This window comes from Streptomyces sp. NPDC052301 (assembly GCF_044593395.1).
In the GTDB taxonomy this organism is placed as follows: domain Bacteria; phylum Actinomycetota; class Actinomycetes; order Streptomycetales; family Streptomycetaceae; genus Streptomyces.
The window spans coordinates 279280-295084 of sequence record NZ_JBIUBE010000003.1 but is presented as its reverse complement, the minus strand read 5'-3'; the positions used below and the strand labels follow the sequence as shown (position 1 = coordinate 295084).

12 protein-coding genes and 2 pseudogenes are annotated in these 15805 nt (G+C 74.3%); 5 read left to right on the top strand and 9 right to left on the bottom strand.

Annotated features, from left to right (window positions below; genetic code table 11):
- Positions 1-327: 327 nt before the first annotated feature.
- The gene (gene glgX / locus ACIHEJ_RS08595; RefSeq protein ID WP_400133277.1) at positions 328-2436 is read left to right on the top strand and encodes a glycogen debranching protein GlgX; all 2109 of its coding nucleotides are present in this window, start codon (positions 328-330) and stop codon (positions 2434-2436) included.
- Positions 2437-2480: 44 nt separating this feature from the next.
- On the opposite strand, the gene ACIHEJ_RS08590 is transcribed toward glgX, so the two are convergent.
- A complete protein-coding gene (locus ACIHEJ_RS08590) occupies positions 2481-3962 on the bottom strand; it encodes an MFS transporter (RefSeq protein WP_400133275.1) in 1482 nt (493 codons plus the stop codon).
- A gap of 80 nt (positions 3963-4042) precedes the next feature.
- Here ACIHEJ_RS08590 and treY point away from each other — a divergent pair, with 80 nt between their 5' ends.
- Entirely contained in the window at positions 4043-6412 is a 2370-nt protein-coding gene (gene treY, locus ACIHEJ_RS08585) for a malto-oligosyltrehalose synthase (RefSeq protein WP_400133274.1), read from the top strand.
- A 115-nt stretch (positions 6413-6527) separates the two neighbouring features.
- Here the strand turns inward: treY and ACIHEJ_RS08580 are convergent, their stop codons facing one another.
- Together ACIHEJ_RS08580 and ACIHEJ_RS08575 are read right to left on the bottom strand one after the other, a co-directional pair.
- On the bottom strand, positions 6528-6716 hold the full coding sequence (locus tag ACIHEJ_RS08580; RefSeq protein ID WP_400134042.1) for a hypothetical protein: 189 nt from the start codon (positions 6714-6716) through the stop codon (positions 6528-6530).
- A gap of 9 nt (positions 6717-6725) precedes the next feature.
- Positions 6726-6806, bottom strand: a pseudogene (locus tag ACIHEJ_RS08575) (LysR family transcriptional regulator); the annotation flags it as partial.
- Between the two features lie 5 nt (positions 6807-6811).
- On the opposite strand from ACIHEJ_RS08575, the pseudogene ACIHEJ_RS08570 reads away from it, so the two are divergent.
- Both ACIHEJ_RS08570 and ACIHEJ_RS08565 read left to right on the top strand, forming a co-directional pair.
- A pseudogene (locus ACIHEJ_RS08570) lies at positions 6812-6976 on the top strand (dihydrolipoyl dehydrogenase); the annotation flags it as partial.
- A 135-nt stretch (positions 6977-7111) separates the two neighbouring features.
- Complete coding sequence (locus ACIHEJ_RS08565) at positions 7112-8362, top strand: M14 family zinc carboxypeptidase (RefSeq protein ID WP_400133272.1); 1251 nt, start codon at positions 7112-7114, stop codon at positions 8360-8362.
- A gap of 37 nt (positions 8363-8399) precedes the next feature.
- Here the strand turns inward: ACIHEJ_RS08565 and ACIHEJ_RS08560 are convergent, their stop codons facing one another.
- Complete coding sequence (locus ACIHEJ_RS08560) at positions 8400-8813, bottom strand: SSI family serine proteinase inhibitor (protein ID WP_400133270.1); 414 nt, start codon at positions 8811-8813, stop codon at positions 8400-8402.
- 108 nt (positions 8814-8921) lie between these two features.
- Positions 8922-9473: an FHA domain-containing protein gene (locus tag ACIHEJ_RS08555; protein WP_400133268.1), complete on the bottom strand. Its 552-nt coding sequence runs from the start codon at positions 9471-9473 to the stop codon at positions 8922-8924.
- A 176-nt stretch (positions 9474-9649) separates the two neighbouring features.
- Here ACIHEJ_RS08555 and treZ point away from each other — a divergent pair, with 176 nt between their 5' ends.
- On the top strand, positions 9650-11395 hold the full coding sequence (treZ, locus tag ACIHEJ_RS08550) for a malto-oligosyltrehalose trehalohydrolase (RefSeq protein ID WP_400133266.1): 1746 nt from the start codon (positions 9650-9652) through the stop codon (positions 11393-11395).
- A gap of 94 nt (positions 11396-11489) precedes the next feature.
- Here treZ and ACIHEJ_RS08545 read toward each other — a convergent pair whose 3' ends face one another.
- From ACIHEJ_RS08545 to ACIHEJ_RS08530, 4 genes are all read right to left on the bottom strand, one after another.
- Positions 11490-12425, bottom strand: a complete 936-nt coding sequence (locus tag ACIHEJ_RS08545) for an aminoglycoside phosphotransferase family protein (protein WP_400133264.1) — start codon at positions 12423-12425, stop codon at positions 11490-11492.
- A gap of 65 nt (positions 12426-12490) precedes the next feature.
- A complete protein-coding gene (locus ACIHEJ_RS08540) occupies positions 12491-13618 on the bottom strand; it encodes an aminopeptidase P family protein (protein WP_400133263.1) in 1128 nt (375 codons plus the stop codon).
- Positions 13619-14165: 547 nt separating this feature from the next.
- Complete coding sequence (locus ACIHEJ_RS08535; protein WP_400133261.1) at positions 14166-14729, bottom strand: PDZ domain-containing protein; 564 nt, start codon at positions 14727-14729, stop codon at positions 14166-14168.
- Between the two features lie 156 nt (positions 14730-14885).
- Complete coding sequence (locus ACIHEJ_RS08530; RefSeq protein WP_400133259.1) at positions 14886-15758, bottom strand: LysR family transcriptional regulator; 873 nt, start codon at positions 15756-15758, stop codon at positions 14886-14888.
- Positions 15759-15805 lie beyond the last annotated feature (47 nt).

The following is a 15805-nucleotide window of genomic DNA, read 5'->3' as shown; positions in this document are numbered from 1 at the left end:
TGCTTTCCTCAACTGCGGCATGTCTGAGGGACGTTCCGCAGCACCCGTGCGCGGGAAGTGAGCGGATTCATAGCCGTGACCTCCCGCCACGTCCACGCCGCCGGGTTGGCCGGCCCGGGAGCGGGAAGGCCGATGCCGAGCCTCCTCGGGCCGTGCCCGCCGGCCGTGCCGTCACCCGCGCGGACGAGCCGTGCGGTTCGCCGGTCCGCCCCCCGCGACGGATCACGCCTCCCCACGGCCGGTGCGCACGGCATTGCCGACACTTTCCGGGAGACTCGGAAGCCAACAGGGCCCCAGGGGGGCGGTACAGCTGGGAGAGTCGTATCCATGCAGGTCTGGCCTGGAGAGGCGTATCCGCTCGGCGCCACCTATGACGGCGCCGGAACCAACTTCGCGGTCTTCACGGAGGCCGCGGACCGAGTAGAGCTGTGTCTGCTGCACGACGACGGCTCGGAGACGGCGGTGGAACTGCGCGAGAGCGACGCTTTCGTGCGGCACGCGTACCTGCCGGGCGTGATGCCGGGACAGCGGTACGGGTTCCGGGTGCACGGCCCGTACGACCCCGGGCGCGGGCTGCGCTGCAACTCCGCGAAGCTGCTGCTCGACCCGTACGCGAAGGCGGTCAGCGGCTCGGTCCGCTGGGGCGAGGAGGTGTACGGCTACCACTTCGGCGCGCCCGAGAGGCGCAACGACCTGGACTCGGCGCCGCACACCATGTCCTCGGTGGTGATCAACCCGTACTTCGACTGGGGCGACGACCGTCCGCCGCACACCGAGTACCACCACACGGTGATCTACGAGGCCCATGTGAAGGGCCTGACCATGCGCCACCCGGGGCTGCCGGAGGAGCTGCGCGGCACGTACGCGGCGCTCGCCCACCCGGCGATCATCGAACATCTGACCAAGCTCGGGGTGACGGCACTCGAGCTGATGCCCGTACACCAGTTCGTGAACGACCACCGGCTGGTCGACATGGGCCTGAACAACTACTGGGGCTACAACACCATCGGTTTCTTCGCCCCGCACAACGCGTACGCCTCCTGGGGAGACCGCGGCCAGCAGGTGCTGGAGTTCAAGTCGGCGGTCCGGGCTCTGCACGAGGCCGGGATCGAGGTCATCCTCGACGTCGTCTACAACCACACCGCCGAGGGCAACCACCTCGGCCCGACGCTGTCCTTCAAGGGCATCGACAACCCCTCCTACTACCGCCTGACGGACGACCCCCGCTACTACATGGACACCACAGGCACCGGGAACTCGCTGCTCATGCGGTCCCCGCACGTGCTCCAGCTGATCATGGACTCGCTGCGCTACTGGGTCACCGAGATGCACGTCGACGGCTTCCGCTTCGACCTCGCGGCGACGCTCGCCCGGCAGTTCCACGAGGTGGACCGGCTGTCGTCGTTCTTCGACCTGGTGCAGCAGGATCCGGTGGTGTCCCAGGTGAAGCTGATCGCCGAGCCGTGGGACGTGGGCGAGGGCGGCTACCAGGTCGGCAACTTCCCGCCGCTGTGGACCGAGTGGAACGGCAAGTACCGCGACACGGTCCGGGACCTGTGGCGGGGCGAGCAGCGGGCGCTCGCGGAGTTCGCGTCCCGGCTGACCGGGTCGTCCGACCTCTACCAGGACGACGGCCGCCGGCCGCTGGCCTCCATCAACTTCGTCACCTGCCACGACGGCTTCACCCTGCACGACCTGGTGGCCTACAACGACAAGCACAACACGGCCAACGGGGAGGACAACCGGGACGGCGAGAGCCACAACCGGTCCTGGAACTGCGGGGCGGAGGGCGAGACCGACGACCCGGAGGTGCTGCGGCTGCGGGCCCGCCAGATGCGGAACTTCATCGCCACGCTGATGCTGTCCCAGGGCGTGCCGATGATCAGCCACGGCGACGAGTTCGCCCGCACCCAGCGCGGCAACAACAACGCCTACTGCCAGGACAACGAGCTGGCGTGGGTCGAGTGGCCCGAGGAGGACACGGATCTGCTGGAGTTCACGCGCGCGATGGTGTGGCTGCGGCGGGACCACCCGGTGCTGCGCCGGCGCCGTTTCTTCCACGGCCGGCCGGTGGAGGGCACCCACGACGAGCTGTCCGACATCGCCTGGTTCACCCCGGAGGGCCGCGAGATGACGCAGCGGGACTGGGATTCGGCCCGGGCCTCCGCATTGACGGTGTTCCTGAACGGCAACGCCATCTCCGAGCCCGGCCCGCGCGGGGAGCGCATCACCGACGACTCCTTCCTGCTGATGTTCAACGCCTCCCCCGGCCCGCTGGACTTCCTGGTGCCGGTCGACCACGGCCGGCAGTGGCAGGTGGTCGTCGACACGGCCCGCCCGGAGGGAGTGCCGCCGGGGGCGGGAGCGAAGGTGGCGGCCGGTGACCGCGTCACCCTGCCGGAGCGCAGCCTGACGGTGCTGCAGCGGCCTGTGTAGCCGGGAGCCGGAACCGGGGACAGGAGCCGGTGGCGGCAGCCCCCTCAGCGGGGCTGCCCGTCCGGCACGCGCGCGTGGGCGGCGTTCTCCCGGACTCCCGGCTCCTGCTGTCCCTGTCCCTGTCCCTGCTCCTGCTCCTGCTCCATTCCCTGTCCCTGATCCTGCTGCTGCTCCTGCTCCTGCTCCTGCTCCTGCTCCTGCTCCTGGTGCGTCGTCGGACGCGTCGTGAGCGCCAGGGCGAAGGCGAGCGCGGCCGCCGTGCTGCCCGCCGCGAAGGCCGCCGCGGGGCCGTAGGAGTCGGCCAGGCGTCCGGTGACCGCGACCGACAGGGCCTGACCGCCGACCAGGGCGCTCGTGGCGGTCCCCATCGCCTCGGCCAGCCGGGACGGAGCGACCGCGCGCTCCAGGAGCCCGAACACGGTGACGAGGTGCGGGGCGTAGGTGACGCCGAGGACGGTGACGACGGCGTACAGGCCGGGCAGCCCGGTGACGCCGGTCAGCGGCAGCGACAGCGCGAAGCAGGCGCCGGTCGCCAGCCGCCACCGCGCCGGGCGCCCGAACCGCTCCGGTACGGCGGCCGTGCCGAACCCGGCCACGGCGCTCATCACCCCCATGGCGGCGTACACGAGCCCCGCCTGGTCCTCCTCCCCGAGCCGGCCGGTGAGCGCGGTGATCCCGGCCTGACAGGCCCCGAACATCGCGCCCTGGAGCGCGAGGGCGGCGAGCAGGGCGGGCGCACAGCGAGGCAGCGGGGTCCGCACGCGTGCCCGGCCGGCTCCCGCACGCGCGCGTGACCGACCGGAACCCCCCGGCGCGCGTGACCGACCGGAGATCTCCTGCGCGGCGCCGGGGGCCTCGGGCGTGCGGGCGGTGGGAGCCGCGCGTGCCGGGGCGACGAGGCGGGCCGTGGGGTGGAGGGCGAAGGCGCTGCCGCAGACGGCCACCAGCACCGCCGCCGCACCCATCGCGTAGGCCGGATGGGCGAGCACCGCCGCGAGACCGACGAGCGCCGGGCCGAGGACGAACGACAGTTCGTCCAGGGTGCTCTCCAAGGAGAGCGATGCGCCGACGGTCGCCTCGGGGGCTCCGTCGCGGCGGGCCAGGGCGACCAGGCGGGTGCGGGCCAGCGGGCCGACGAGCGGCACGGCGGCACCCGCGGCGGCCCCCAGAGGGGCCAGGACGTACGCGGGGAGGCCCGCGAGCGCTCCGGCGACCAGAAGGGCCACGGCGAGCGCGTTGGCGAGCGAGAAGGCCAGGACGACGATCCGCTGCCCGTGCCGGTCCGCGAGCCGTCCCACCAAGGGCCCGCAGACCACCTGGCCGAGCGCGAGGGCACCGCCGGTCAGCCCCGCGGCGGACAGGGAACCGCTCGTCCGGGCGACCAGCAGGACACTGCCGAACTGGATGGTCGCCGTCGGCAGCCGCCCCAGGAACGACACCCACGGCAGCAGCGGCCCGGTCAGGCCGATCACCCGGCGGTAGGTGTCCAGCGTGCCGTCCCGGCCCGGCTTCCCCGTCGTTCCCATCACTCGAAGCTAGGCACGTGTGCGCGGGTCGTGCAGGGGTCGATGACACGAAAGCCGACGGGCTGGGTACGTAGGTTCCCATGACTTCTGCGCGACCCGGCCCGGGGGTGCCCACGGCCACCTACCGGCTGCAACTCCAGCCCGCGTTCCCGTTCACCGCCGCCGCGGCGGCCGTCCCCCACCTGGCGTCGCTCGGCGTCTCGCACCTGCATCTGTCCCCCGTTCTGGAGGCCGTCCCCGGCTCCCTCCACGGCTACGACGTGGTGGACCACGCGCGCGTGCGCGAGGAACTGGGCGGCGAGGAGGGCCTGCGGGCGCTCGCGCGGACCGCGCGGGAGCACGGCCTGGGCCTGGTGCTGGACATCGTGCCCAACCACATGGCCATGACGCCCCGGCACAACCGTGCCCTGTGGGAGGTGCTGCGCGAGGGCCCCGAGTCGCCGTACGCGCGCTGGTTCGACATCGACTGGGAGGCGCAGGGCGGGCGCCTGCTGCTGCCCGTGCTCGGCGGCCCGCTCGGGTCCGAGCTGGAGCACCTCGTCGTCGACGGTGACGTGCTGCGCTACCACGAGCACGCCTTCCCGCTCCGCGCCGGCACCGAGGAGCTGCCGCTGCCGGAGCTGCTGGACGCTCAGTGGTACCGCCCGGTGTGGTGGCGGCTGGCCCGCACCGAGCTGAACTACCGGCGTTTCTTCAGCATCTCGGAACTGATCGGCGTGCGCGTGGAGGACCCGGAGGTGTTCGACGCCACGCACGCCAAGATCCTGGAGCTGCTGCGGGAGGGCGTGGTCGACGGTCTGCGGATCGACCACCCGGACGGTCTCGCCGACCCCGACGGCTATCTCGCGCGGCTGCACGAGGCGACCGGCGGGCGCTGGACGGTGGTGGAGAAGATCCTCGCCGACGGCGAACGGCTGCCGGCTTCCTGGCCGGTCGCGGGCACCACCGGGTACGACGCCCTGCGGCACGTCGACGGCCTGTTCACGGACCCGGCCGGGGCGTCCGAACTGGTCGCCGGCTACCGGCGGTTCGCGGCCCCGCAGACCGACCGGGGCGGCAACTGGTACGCCACCGTGCGGAGGGCCGCCTACAAGGTGCTCACGCACGAGCTGGCCACCGAGGCCGACCGGCTCACCCGGGTCGCGGCCCGGGTGTGCGCGTCCTCGCCCGACCTGGCGCTGCGCGACCGGGCACCCTGGGCGCTGCGCACGGCCCTGGAGGAGCTGCTGGTGCGGATGCGGGTGTACCGGCCGTACGCCTCCGGTGACGCGGCCGCCGTCGTCACCGAGGAGGCCGCCGCGGAGGCCCGGCTGGCCTTCGTGGTGCCCGAGGAGGCGGCGGCCGTGGACATCGTCCGCCGGCTGCTGGTCGAGACACCGCAGGACGAGTCGGCCCCGGACCATGCCGACCGGGTGGAGTTCCGCACCCGGTTCGCGCAGACCGCGTCGGCGCTGCGCGCCAAGTCGGTGGAGGACACGGCGTTCTACCGCTATGTGCCGCTGCTCTCGGCGACCGAGGTCGGCGGCGATCCGGGCCGGCCGGGTGTGTTCCCGGAGGAGTTCCACGCGTACTGCGCGCGCGTGCAGCGGGACTGGCCGCTGACCGGCACGGTCGTCACCACGCACGACACCAAGCGCAGCGCCGACGTGCGGGCGGCCCTGGCCGTGCTCACCGAGTGCCCCGGACGGTGGGCGGAGCTGCTGGCCGAGGTGACCCGGCCCGAGGAGGGCGTGCCGGACGGGCAGCTGGCCTGGGCGGCCTGGCAGACGGTGTTCGGACTGGGCCCGGCCGAGGAGGAGCGGGTCCGGCAGGCACTGCTGAAGCATGTGCGTGAGGCGGGCATGTACACCAGCTGGACGGAGCAGGAACCGCCGTACGAGGAGGCGGTGGCGGCCTTCGTCGCCGCCGGGCCGTGCGGCCCGCCGGGCGAGCGCGTGGCGGCGTTCCGCAAGGCGCTGGAGCCGCACGTGCGGGCCAACGTGCTCGGCACCGCGCTGGTCCATCTGACGATGCCGGGGGTGCCGGACGTCTACCAGGGCACGGAGGGCGAGTACCGGGCGCTGGTGGACCCGGACAACCGGCGACCGGTGGCCCTCCCGCCCGACATGCCCGGCGAGAAGGACGCGTTGACCGCGGCGGCGCTGCGGCTGCGCGCCCGGCGGCCCGGCGCCTTCGGCGCGACGGCGGCGTACGCCCCGCTGGTCGCGGACGGCCCGGCGGCGGAGCACTGCCTGGCGTTCGCGCGCTCCGGTGAGGTGGTCACGGCGGTGACCCGGCTGTCGCTCCGGCTCGCGGAGGCGGGCGGCTGGCAGGAGACACGGCTGGAACTGCCGCCCGGCCGCTGGGCGGACACGCTCACCGACGGCCGGGAGTTCACGGGGCACGCACGCGTGGCGGACCTCTTCGAACGGCTGCCGGTGGTGTTGCTGGAGCGGGTCGCCGAGGGCTGAGGCGGTTCGGGGGCCGCCGGGGGCCGGGCGGGCACGACGAGACGGCTGTGTCTCCAGGGCGGCCGAACGGCCCCAGGAGGTCCACGACCGCCTCGGCGGCCCCCGTCGCGGGGGCTCAGTGGGCCGGTGGGGTCTCCAGGGTCGGCCAGGTGGCCCGCAGCAGGTCCACGAAGGCCTCGGCGGCTCCGGTCGGCGGCATGCGCGCGTAGACGGCGATGAGGCGTTTCCAGGCCGGGTCGGGGGTGAGGAGCACGCAGTCCTCGCCGACGGCCCCGCGCACGAGGTGGGCCGAGGAGGCACACACGCCGCGCGGCAGCCGCTCCAGCAGGTCGCCGCCGACCGACCGCTCCAGCGCCTTGATCTGGTGCGAGAGCGCGGGCTGGGTGACGTGCAGCGCGGGTCGGCCCGAACGTGTCGGAGATGATCGCCGAGAGCCAGCTGATCGTCGGCTGGGACGCCCAGCCCTCGGACGTGGCCCGGCACGTGCACGCGCACCCGACGCTGTCGGAGGCGGTGGGCGAGGTGTTCCTGACCCTCGCGGGACGCGGACTGCACCAGCAGTGACCCCGCGGAACGCGCGGGTGGCGACAGCCCACGGAAACTGCGTCCGGGCGCCCCAGAGCCTCCACCTCCGCGCGCTTGACAGTTGACCCGTCCCGTGCGGGACTGGGAGGGCGAAGCCGGGCGGACTAGTCGGGGGTGAGTCCTCTGCCGGAGCCGCGCTATCCCAGCGTTCCCGAACTGGTCGCCTCCGCACGGGCGTTGGCCGCTCAGGAACCAGGGCTGTGCACGCTGCGCCAGGTGGGCGCCTCCCGCGCGGGCAGGCCCCTGCACCTGCTGTCGGTGGGACACGCCCGCCGGACGGTGCTGGTGGTCGCCGGCGCGCACGCCAACGAGCCGACGGGCGGCTCCACCCTGCGGGTGCTGGCGGAACGGGTGCTGGCCGAAAGGGAGTTGCGGGCCGACACCTCCTGGCACTTCCTGCTGTGCGCGGACCCCGACGGGGCGAGCCTGCACGTGACCCCGGCACCGCGCAGCCTGCTCGACTACCACCTCGGCTTCTACCGGCCGACCGGCGCCGAGCAGCCGGAGTGGTCGCCGTCGGTGCTGCCACCGGACCGGCTGCCGCCCGAGACCCGGACGCTGACCGGGGTGATCGACGAGCTGCGCCCGTACCTGCAGGTGACGCTGCACGGCACGGATCTGGGCGGCAGCTGGGTGCAGCTGACGCGGGACGTGCCGGGCCTCGCCGAGCCGTTCGCGAAGTCGGCGGCACAACTGCACATCCCTGTGGAGACGGGCGCCTCGGACGCGGCGGGCTGGCCGGCCTCCGGTCCCGGGGTGCATGTGATGCCGGGCCCGGAGACGGGCGTGGCCTACCCGAGCATGCCGGACGACGCCCGGCACAGCACCTGGTACCACGCTCACCGGTACGGCGGTCTGACCGCCGTGGTGGAGGTACCGATGTGGGCGAGCGACCTGGTGGACGATCCGGCCCCGCACCCCGCACCGGCGGCGGCGATGCGGCGGCTCGCCGCGCGGCTGCTGCGGGACGCGCTGGCCGTGGAGGGGATCCTCGCCGAGGCGCTGCCCCGGCTGGACGGCACGGACGGGCCGCTGCTGCGGGCGGCGCGCTGGGCGCTGGACCTCATTCCGGGCCTGGCCGAGGACTGGGTCCACACCCCGCCGGCCGCCACGACGATGGCGTACATCGGCAGCGTGGACGCGTTCGGGCGGCGGCTGCCGCTGCGGGCGGCGGCGATGCTGCTGCGGGTGCTGCGGGCGGCGGACGACCGGGCGGCGCCCCGGCTCGAACACCTGGTCGCCGACTGGTGCGACGCGTTCGCGGAGCGCTTCCGGGCCCGCTGGGTGCCGTTGGAGCACCAGGTGGAGCACCAGTCCAGGACGGTGCTGGTGGCGGCGCAGCAGGCCCGGGAAGAGGTGAATTGACCCGCGCCGTGCCGCCGCCACCGGGTCGGCCGGTTCGTCAGTCGTCCAGGGCGAACACCGATCCCGTGCGCGCGTGCAGCACGCATCTGTTGGCGTACGTCTCCTGGAAGTCCACGGAACGACCGTCCCACCGCCCGCGCACGTGGGCGGTCACCGGGGCCCAGATCATCGTGCAGAAGACGTTCCCGGCGGGGATGCGGCCGATGTCGCCGTGGGCGGCGGCGAGTTCCGCGCACGCCTCGGCCGCGTGCGCGTGGCCCTGCGGCGGGTCGCACAGCAGCAGGGTGCCGCCCGTGAGTCCGGAGGAGGCTTCACCCTTGGTGACCGTCAGGTAGAGCCAGTTGCCCGGCAGGACGTCGCGGGACGCCGCCCGGGCCGGTCCGGCGGTGAGCAGGCCGGTGGCCGCCAGCAGGACACCGGCCGCCGCTGTCGCTCTGGTGAGGTACGTCATGCCTCGTTGCATCGGCACGGCGGGGCGCGTTCCCGAGCCACCCTCACCCGATCGGGAGCGGCACGCGCACGGGACAGGGCGTATGTTCGAACGGGGCGGCCCCGGATCTCAGCCGGCCGCGAGCCGGAAGGCCGTACTGCCGAAAGCCACCTGGTCGCCCTCGCGGACGACGACCGCGCCGATCACCCGGCGGCCGTTGACGGTGGTGCCGTTGGTGGACCCGAGGTCCCGGAGGATCCACAGCCCGCCCTGGCGGCTCAGTTCGGCGTGCACCCGGGAGACGGTCTCGTGGTTCAGGCGCAGCCCGCTCGCCGGGTCGCGGCCTATGCGCAGCGGGTGGGTGCGATCGGGGTGCGGCAGCAGCAGCTTGGGCAGCCGCTCGGCCTGCCAGGCGCGGCGCAGCCGTACGGTGAACCCGGAGACGGCCTCGACGGTGCCGAGGACCGCGCGCGAGAGACGGTTCTCCCGGGGAAGGTCGGCGACGAGAACGGCGAGTTCGTCGGCGCGGCGGGCGGCGAGCGCCAGCTCCATACGGCGCAGGAACGTGTCGTGCGACAGCCGGCCCATGGCGACGCCGTCACGCAACACCTGCAGCGCCTTGTCGCGCTCCGCGTCCGACAGCCGCGCGGGGTACGTGGAGAACTCGAAAGACGACGTCACCCTGGTGATTGTCGGGCAGTTGACCCCGGGTGTCCAGAATCCGCGGAAGCGGTGCGATCCACGTGCTCGGTCGCGACACCCGCCGGGAAAGCGACGAATTCGAAAGCGGATTGATCGTCCGGGCGGCACGATGGGGACGCGGGACATCACGGTGAGCAGACGAAGGGGGACCGTCCGTGCAGTTCGAGGTGTGGGCACCGCAGGCAGACCGAGTGACGCTCCATTGCGAGAACACCACGCGCGCGTTGACGCGCGATCCCGAGCGCCCGGGCTGGTGGAAGGGCGAGGCGGAGGCGCGGGACGGCAGCCGGTACGGCTTCGCGCTGGACGGCGGCCCCGTCCTGCCCGATCCGCGCTCCCGCCGCCAGCCGGACGGCCCGGACGGGCTGAGCGCGGTGGTGGACCACGGGCGGTACGCCTGGCGTGCGCAGGGTGCGGGGCGCGGTCTGCCGGGCGCGGTGCTCTACGAGCTGCACGTCGGCACGTACACCTCCGAGGGCACCCTGGACGCGGCGGCCGGCCGGCTGGAGCACCTGGTGGAACTGGGCGTCACGCACGTGGAGTTGATGCCGGTGTGCCCGTTCCCGGGGCGGCACGGCTGGGGGTACGAGGGGGTGTCGCTGTGGGCGGTGCACGAGCCGTACGGCGGGCCCGAGGCACTGAAGCGGTTCGTGGACCGGGCGCACGAACTCGGCCTGGGCGTCGTCCTGGACGTCGTGCACAACCACTTGGGGCCGTCGGGCAACCACCTGCCTCGGTTCGGGCCGTACTTCACGGACACGCACACCACACCCTGGGGTTCGGCGGTGAACCTGGACGCGCCCGGGTCGGACGAGGTGCGGGCCTTCCTCACGGGCAGCGCGCTGGCCTGGCTGCGGGACTACCGGATCGACGGGCTGCGCCTGGACGCGGTGCACGCGCTGTACGACACCCGCGCGTGCCACTTCCTGGAGGAGTTGTCGGCGGCCGTGGACACACTCGCCGAGGAGCTCGGCCGGCCTCTGTTCCTGATCGCCGAGTCCGACCTGAACAATCCGCGGTTCATCACCGCGCGCGCGGAGAACGGCCTCGGGCTGCACGCACAGTGGAACGACGACTTCCACCACGCCCTGCACACCGCGCTGACCGGTGAGTCGCAGGGCTACTACGGGGACTTCGCGCGCGCCCCGTTCGCCGCGCTCGCCAAGACGCTCACCGGGGGCTACTTCCACGACGGCAGCTACTCCAGCTTCCGGGGCCGGCACCACGGCCGGCCGCTGGACCGCGCGCGGGTGGCCGGGCACCGGCTGCTCGGCTACAGCCAGACCCACGACCAGGTCGGCAACCGCGCCCAGGGCGACCGGCTCGCCGCCCGCCTCTCCCCCGGGCTGCTGGCCTGCGCGGCGACGCTCACGCTGACCGCGCCCTTCACCCCGATGCTGTTCATGGGCGAGGAGTGGGCGGCCGGCACACCCTGGCAGTTCTTCACCGACCACACCGATCCCGACCTGGCCGAGGCGGTACGGCGGGGCAGGCGGCGGGAGTTCGCGGCACACGGCTGGGCCGAGGAGGACGTACCGGATCCGCAGGACCCGGCGACCCGGAAGCGGTCCTGCCTGGACTGGTCGGAGCCGGAGCGTGAGCCCCACGCGCGCGTGCTGGCCTGGTACCGGCGGCTGATCGCGCTGCGCGGCGAACAGCCCGACCTCACCGATCCCGACCTGGCCGACATCAAGGTGGCGTACGACGAGGGCGCCCGCTGGCTCGCCTTCCGGCGCGGGGACGTACGGGTGGCGGTGAACCTCGGCAAGGAGCCGGCGGCGATCCCCCTGGGCACCGGCCGGGTGGAGATCCTCGCGGCGTGGGACCCGGCCGAAGCACCGGGCCCGGACGGGCTGCTGCAGGTACCCGGGGAGTCGTGCGTGGTGCTGGCACAGCCCTGAGGCTGTGTCGCCGGGGCCGCGGACCGGGCGGCCCGGGTCCGGGCGCCGGCGAGCCACGGCTCGGAGCAGCGGGCCACGGCTGAGGAACAGCGGGCTAGGGCTCGGTGTCGTCTTCCTTGAAGTCCGTCACCCGCTCCAGCAGGATCGGCTCCCAGGCGCGTCGCAGACGGGTCCGCAGCAGGGTCGGGGAGTCACCCCCGCGGCCCTCGACGTGGTCGGTGAGGCGCATGACGGTGTCGCAGCGGGCGAGCCACAGGCCGCGCAGGCAGGGGCGGGCGCCGTAGCCGGCCAGGGTGGCGGCGCGGACGGCCGCCGGGGAGCCGACGGCGACGGCGAGTCCGGCGATGTCCTCGGCGGGGTCGCCGAGGCTGGCCTCGGTCCAGTCCAGGATTCCGCGCACCCGCCCGTCGGCGCTGACCAGCACGTGCTCACCGATGAGGCCGTGATGGGTGAGCACGGCGGTGCCGGGCTGTGCGGCGAGCTGCGCCGCGCCCGGCGCGGTGAGCTGGTGCAGCCGGGCCGCGTCGAACTCGTCGGCGGCGGCGAGCCGTTCGGCCGCGTGGACGGCCATCCGGCGCAGCGCCTCCAGGGAGCGCGGGGCCGTGCGCGGGACGCCGATCGCCTCGGCCTGCCGCGCGGGCACCGCGCGCAGCCCGGTGAGCAGCCCGGCGAGGTCGGCCTCGCCGACGGCCGAGACGTCGTGCTCGTCGGCCGTGCCGCCCGGCACCTTGGTGTCCAGCGTGTAGGCGAGACCGGGCGCCCAGTCGCCGTGCGCCACGCTGGTCGGGACGGCGACGGGCACGTGCGGCCGGACCACGTCGCGCAGGCGCAGCTCCCGGCGGCGGCGCGCGGAGGACTCACGGTCGGGCGCGAGGCGCAGCACATGGCGGGTGCCGACCCACCAGGTGTGTTCGCGGCCCTCCGTCACGGGCCGCACCTCGGGTCCCGCACTGCCCTCGGTGCCCTCCTTGAGCAGCGAACGGACCAGTCTGCGGACCGTGTCCGCGGTGGGGGTCGGTGCCTGGGTCATGGGTCGCGCGTCGCCGTTCCGGGTCGTCGTCGAACGTGTCTCTCCTGGTCCGTCTCCTGGACCTCTCAGTCCACTATGACCATTTCACGGGTGGTGTCGTTGAAACGGCGGCCGCCGTCCTCCGTGACGGTGACGATGTCCTCGATGCGCACCCCGAAGCGGCCGGGCAGATAGATGCCGGGCTCCACGGAGAAGCACATGCCGGGCACGAGGGGCTGTTCCTCGCCCTCGATCATGTACGGCGGCTCGTGCGTGGTGACCCCGATGCCGTGCCCGGTGCGGTGGATGAAGTACTCGCCGTACCCGGCGTCACCGATCACCGCGCGGGCGGCACGGTCGACCTCCTGGCAGGCCACGCCCGGCCGCACGGCCCGGAAGCCGGCCTCCTGGGCGGCGCGCACGATGTCGTGGACCCGGCGCTCCTCCTCGGTCGGCTCACCGACGTGGACCGTGCGGGTGGTGTCGGAACCGTAGCCGTCCTTCAGGCCGCCGAAGTCCAGGACGACCATGTCGCCCCGCTGGATGACGCGGTCGCCGACCTCGTGGTGCGGGTTGGCGCCGTTGGGGCCGGAGCCGACGATGGTGAAGTCGACCTGGGAGTGGCCGAAGCGACGCAGCAGCTCGGCGAGGTCGTGGCCGACGTCGGACTCGCGGCGGCCGGCGAAGGGAACCTTCCGGATCTCCTCGAACGTTGCGTCGGCAGCCGCTCCGGCGGCTGCGAGGAGTTCCAGCTCGGCCGCGTCCTTCACGGCGCGCAGCATGGGCAGGGCGTCGGTGAGGGAGGCGTAGGAGGTGCCGGGGAGGGCCCGCTGGAGGCCCAGCAGGTGCATGGCCCAGGTGTTGTCACTGATGCCGAACCGGCCGTGGTCGTCGAGGAGGGCGGCGGTGACGGCGTAGGGGTCCTTGCCGTCGGTCCAGTCGCGCAGGGTGAGCGCGGTGGCGCCGGCCGCGTGCTCTGCGTCCGGGGCCTCCAGGGTCGGCACGACGAGCACGGGGTCGTGGCCGGGGGCGAGGACCAGGACGGTGAGCCGCTCGGTGACGGCGGTGGGCGTGTAGCCGGTCAGCCAGACCATGTCCGGGCCGGGCGCCACGAGCAGCCCCGCGAGCCCGGCGTCGGCGGCGGAGCGCGCTGCACGCTCCATCCGGGCCCTGTAGTCGGCGGCGGTGAAGGGCGGGGGCGTACTACCGGTCATCCGGGCCTCCGAGCACGGGTCGGGAACGGGGCGATGACGTCTCGGGCAGCATCCTGCCCGGTCGGACAGGGCCACGCGAGCCGGTCACGGAGACCGATGGCCCGGGATCCACGGAGATGAGGCGCGGCATGGGGCCATCATCGCGTGCGGGGCGGAGGGGGACCAGCGGGTTTCCCGGGGCCGCGGTTGCCGGGGTCGCCGGTCGGCGGGGCGGCGGGCTCGCCAGGCCGGGGCCGCGGGCCACCGAGGGCCTCAGGACACGCGGGCCACCGGGAGCCGCAGGTCACCGAGGGCCTCAGGACACGCGGGCCACCGGGAGCCGCAGGTCACCGAGGGCCTCAGGACACGCGGGCCACCGGGAGCCGCGGGTCACCGAGGGCCTCAGGTCACGCGGGCCACCGGGAGCCGCGGGCCACCGAGGGCCTCAGGTCACGCGGGCCACCGGGAGCCGCGGGCCACCGAGGGCCTCAGGACACGCGGGCCACCCGGGGCCGCGGGTCGTCGGGCCGGGGCTTGCCGGTCGCCGGGGTCGCGGGTCCGCACCCCGTCAGGTCACCACACCCGGAGTCACCGTCAACTGCTGGTACCCCCCGCTGCGGTGGCGCACCGTGAGGACGACCGCTTGTCCGGGACGCGCGCGGGCGACGGCTCGGGCCAGGTCGGCGGCGGTGTCGACGCGGGCGCTGCCGAGCTGCAGCAGGACGTCCCCGCGGACCAGCCCCGCCGCGTAACCGGGACCGGGCACATGCACACCGACGACCACCGCACCCACCTTCTCGGCGTCGACGGCCTCCACCCCGAGGGTCGCCCCCTGGACCGTGGCAGCGGGTCCGGGGGCGGTGGCGGGCGTGGGCGCGCCCGGGCGGGCGGGCGGCGGGGCCTGGTGCTGCAGCTCGGCGAGCCTGCTCAGGCCGATCACCGTGGCGCCGACCGTACCGAGGCCGATGCCGCAGAGCACCAGCAGGACGCCGGTGACCAGGCCGAACAGCACGGTCCGCAGCCGGCGCCCGCGCCGCGGTGCGGCGTGCGGGCGGTGGGCGGGGCCGGGGTCGTCCGGCTCCCGCCGGTCCTGACCGGGCATCGGCTTGGGACGCAACGCAGTCTGTTCCATGGTTCGCTCGCCTCCGGCTGGTGCTCTACCCGTGCCGCAGGGCCGCGACGAGACACGAAGGAGTGAGACTGGCCGGAGGGTGGCGGAGGGTAGTCATGGCGAGTCGGGCCGTTTCGTCGACCGCGATAAGCCCCGGTCAGCCCTCGACAGCCTCCGTCAGTCCCCGTCGGCCCCCGTCAGCCTCCGCACGACCTCCGTCGCCGCTCCTCCGGGGCTGCCGCCGTGGAGGAGTTCGGTGCGGTGGATGACCCGTGGGGCGGTGAGCGGGACGGCGACCGCGCCGGGTACGTCCCTGGCCGCCGAACCGGGCAGCAGGGTGAGGCCGTGTCCGGCCGCCGCGAGGGCGGTGAGGGTGCGCACGTCGGTGCCGTCGTAGCGCAGGGCGGCGCGGAAGGCACCGCCGCCGGTCGCGGCGCGCAGCTGCGCGAGCGGGAGGGCCGCGTCGGGCGCGTCGAGCCAGCGGGCGTCCCGGAGGTCGTCCAGCCGCAGGCCGGGGCGGCCCGCGAGCGGGTGCCCGGTGGGCAGCAGGACGCTCACGGGCTCCTCCGCGACGCCGTGCGTGGTCAGCGGTGCCACGTCGGGCAGCCGCAGCGGATCGCTGGGCGCGGCCAGCCCGTCGACGAGACCGAGGTCGGCGGTACCGGCGGCGACGGCGGCCGGAACCTCCTCGCGGGTGAGCACCCGCAGGGTGACGCCGGCCGGCGGGAGCGCGCCGAGGACGGCCGGGCCGAGCGCCGTCGGGGTGGTGGCGAGGGTGAGGCCCTGCCGGGGTGCGGCGGCCAGGCGGACGACGTCGGCACGGGCGGCGTCGAGGCGCAGCAGCAGTGGGCCCGCATGCTCCAGCAGCCGCTCGCCCGCCGCTGTGGGTGCGACGGGCCGCCTGGTCAGCAGGGGCGCGCCCAGGTCCTGTTCAAGGGCGGCGATGTGCTGGGAGACGGCGGACTGGGTGTAGCCCAGCTCGCGCGCGGCCTCCGAGAACGAGGCGAGGCGCGCCACGGTGACATAGGTGCGCAGCAGATGCGGGTCCATGCGGGCAAGGATGCCACCGACATCAGAGACACTGATGGAGAGTGCAG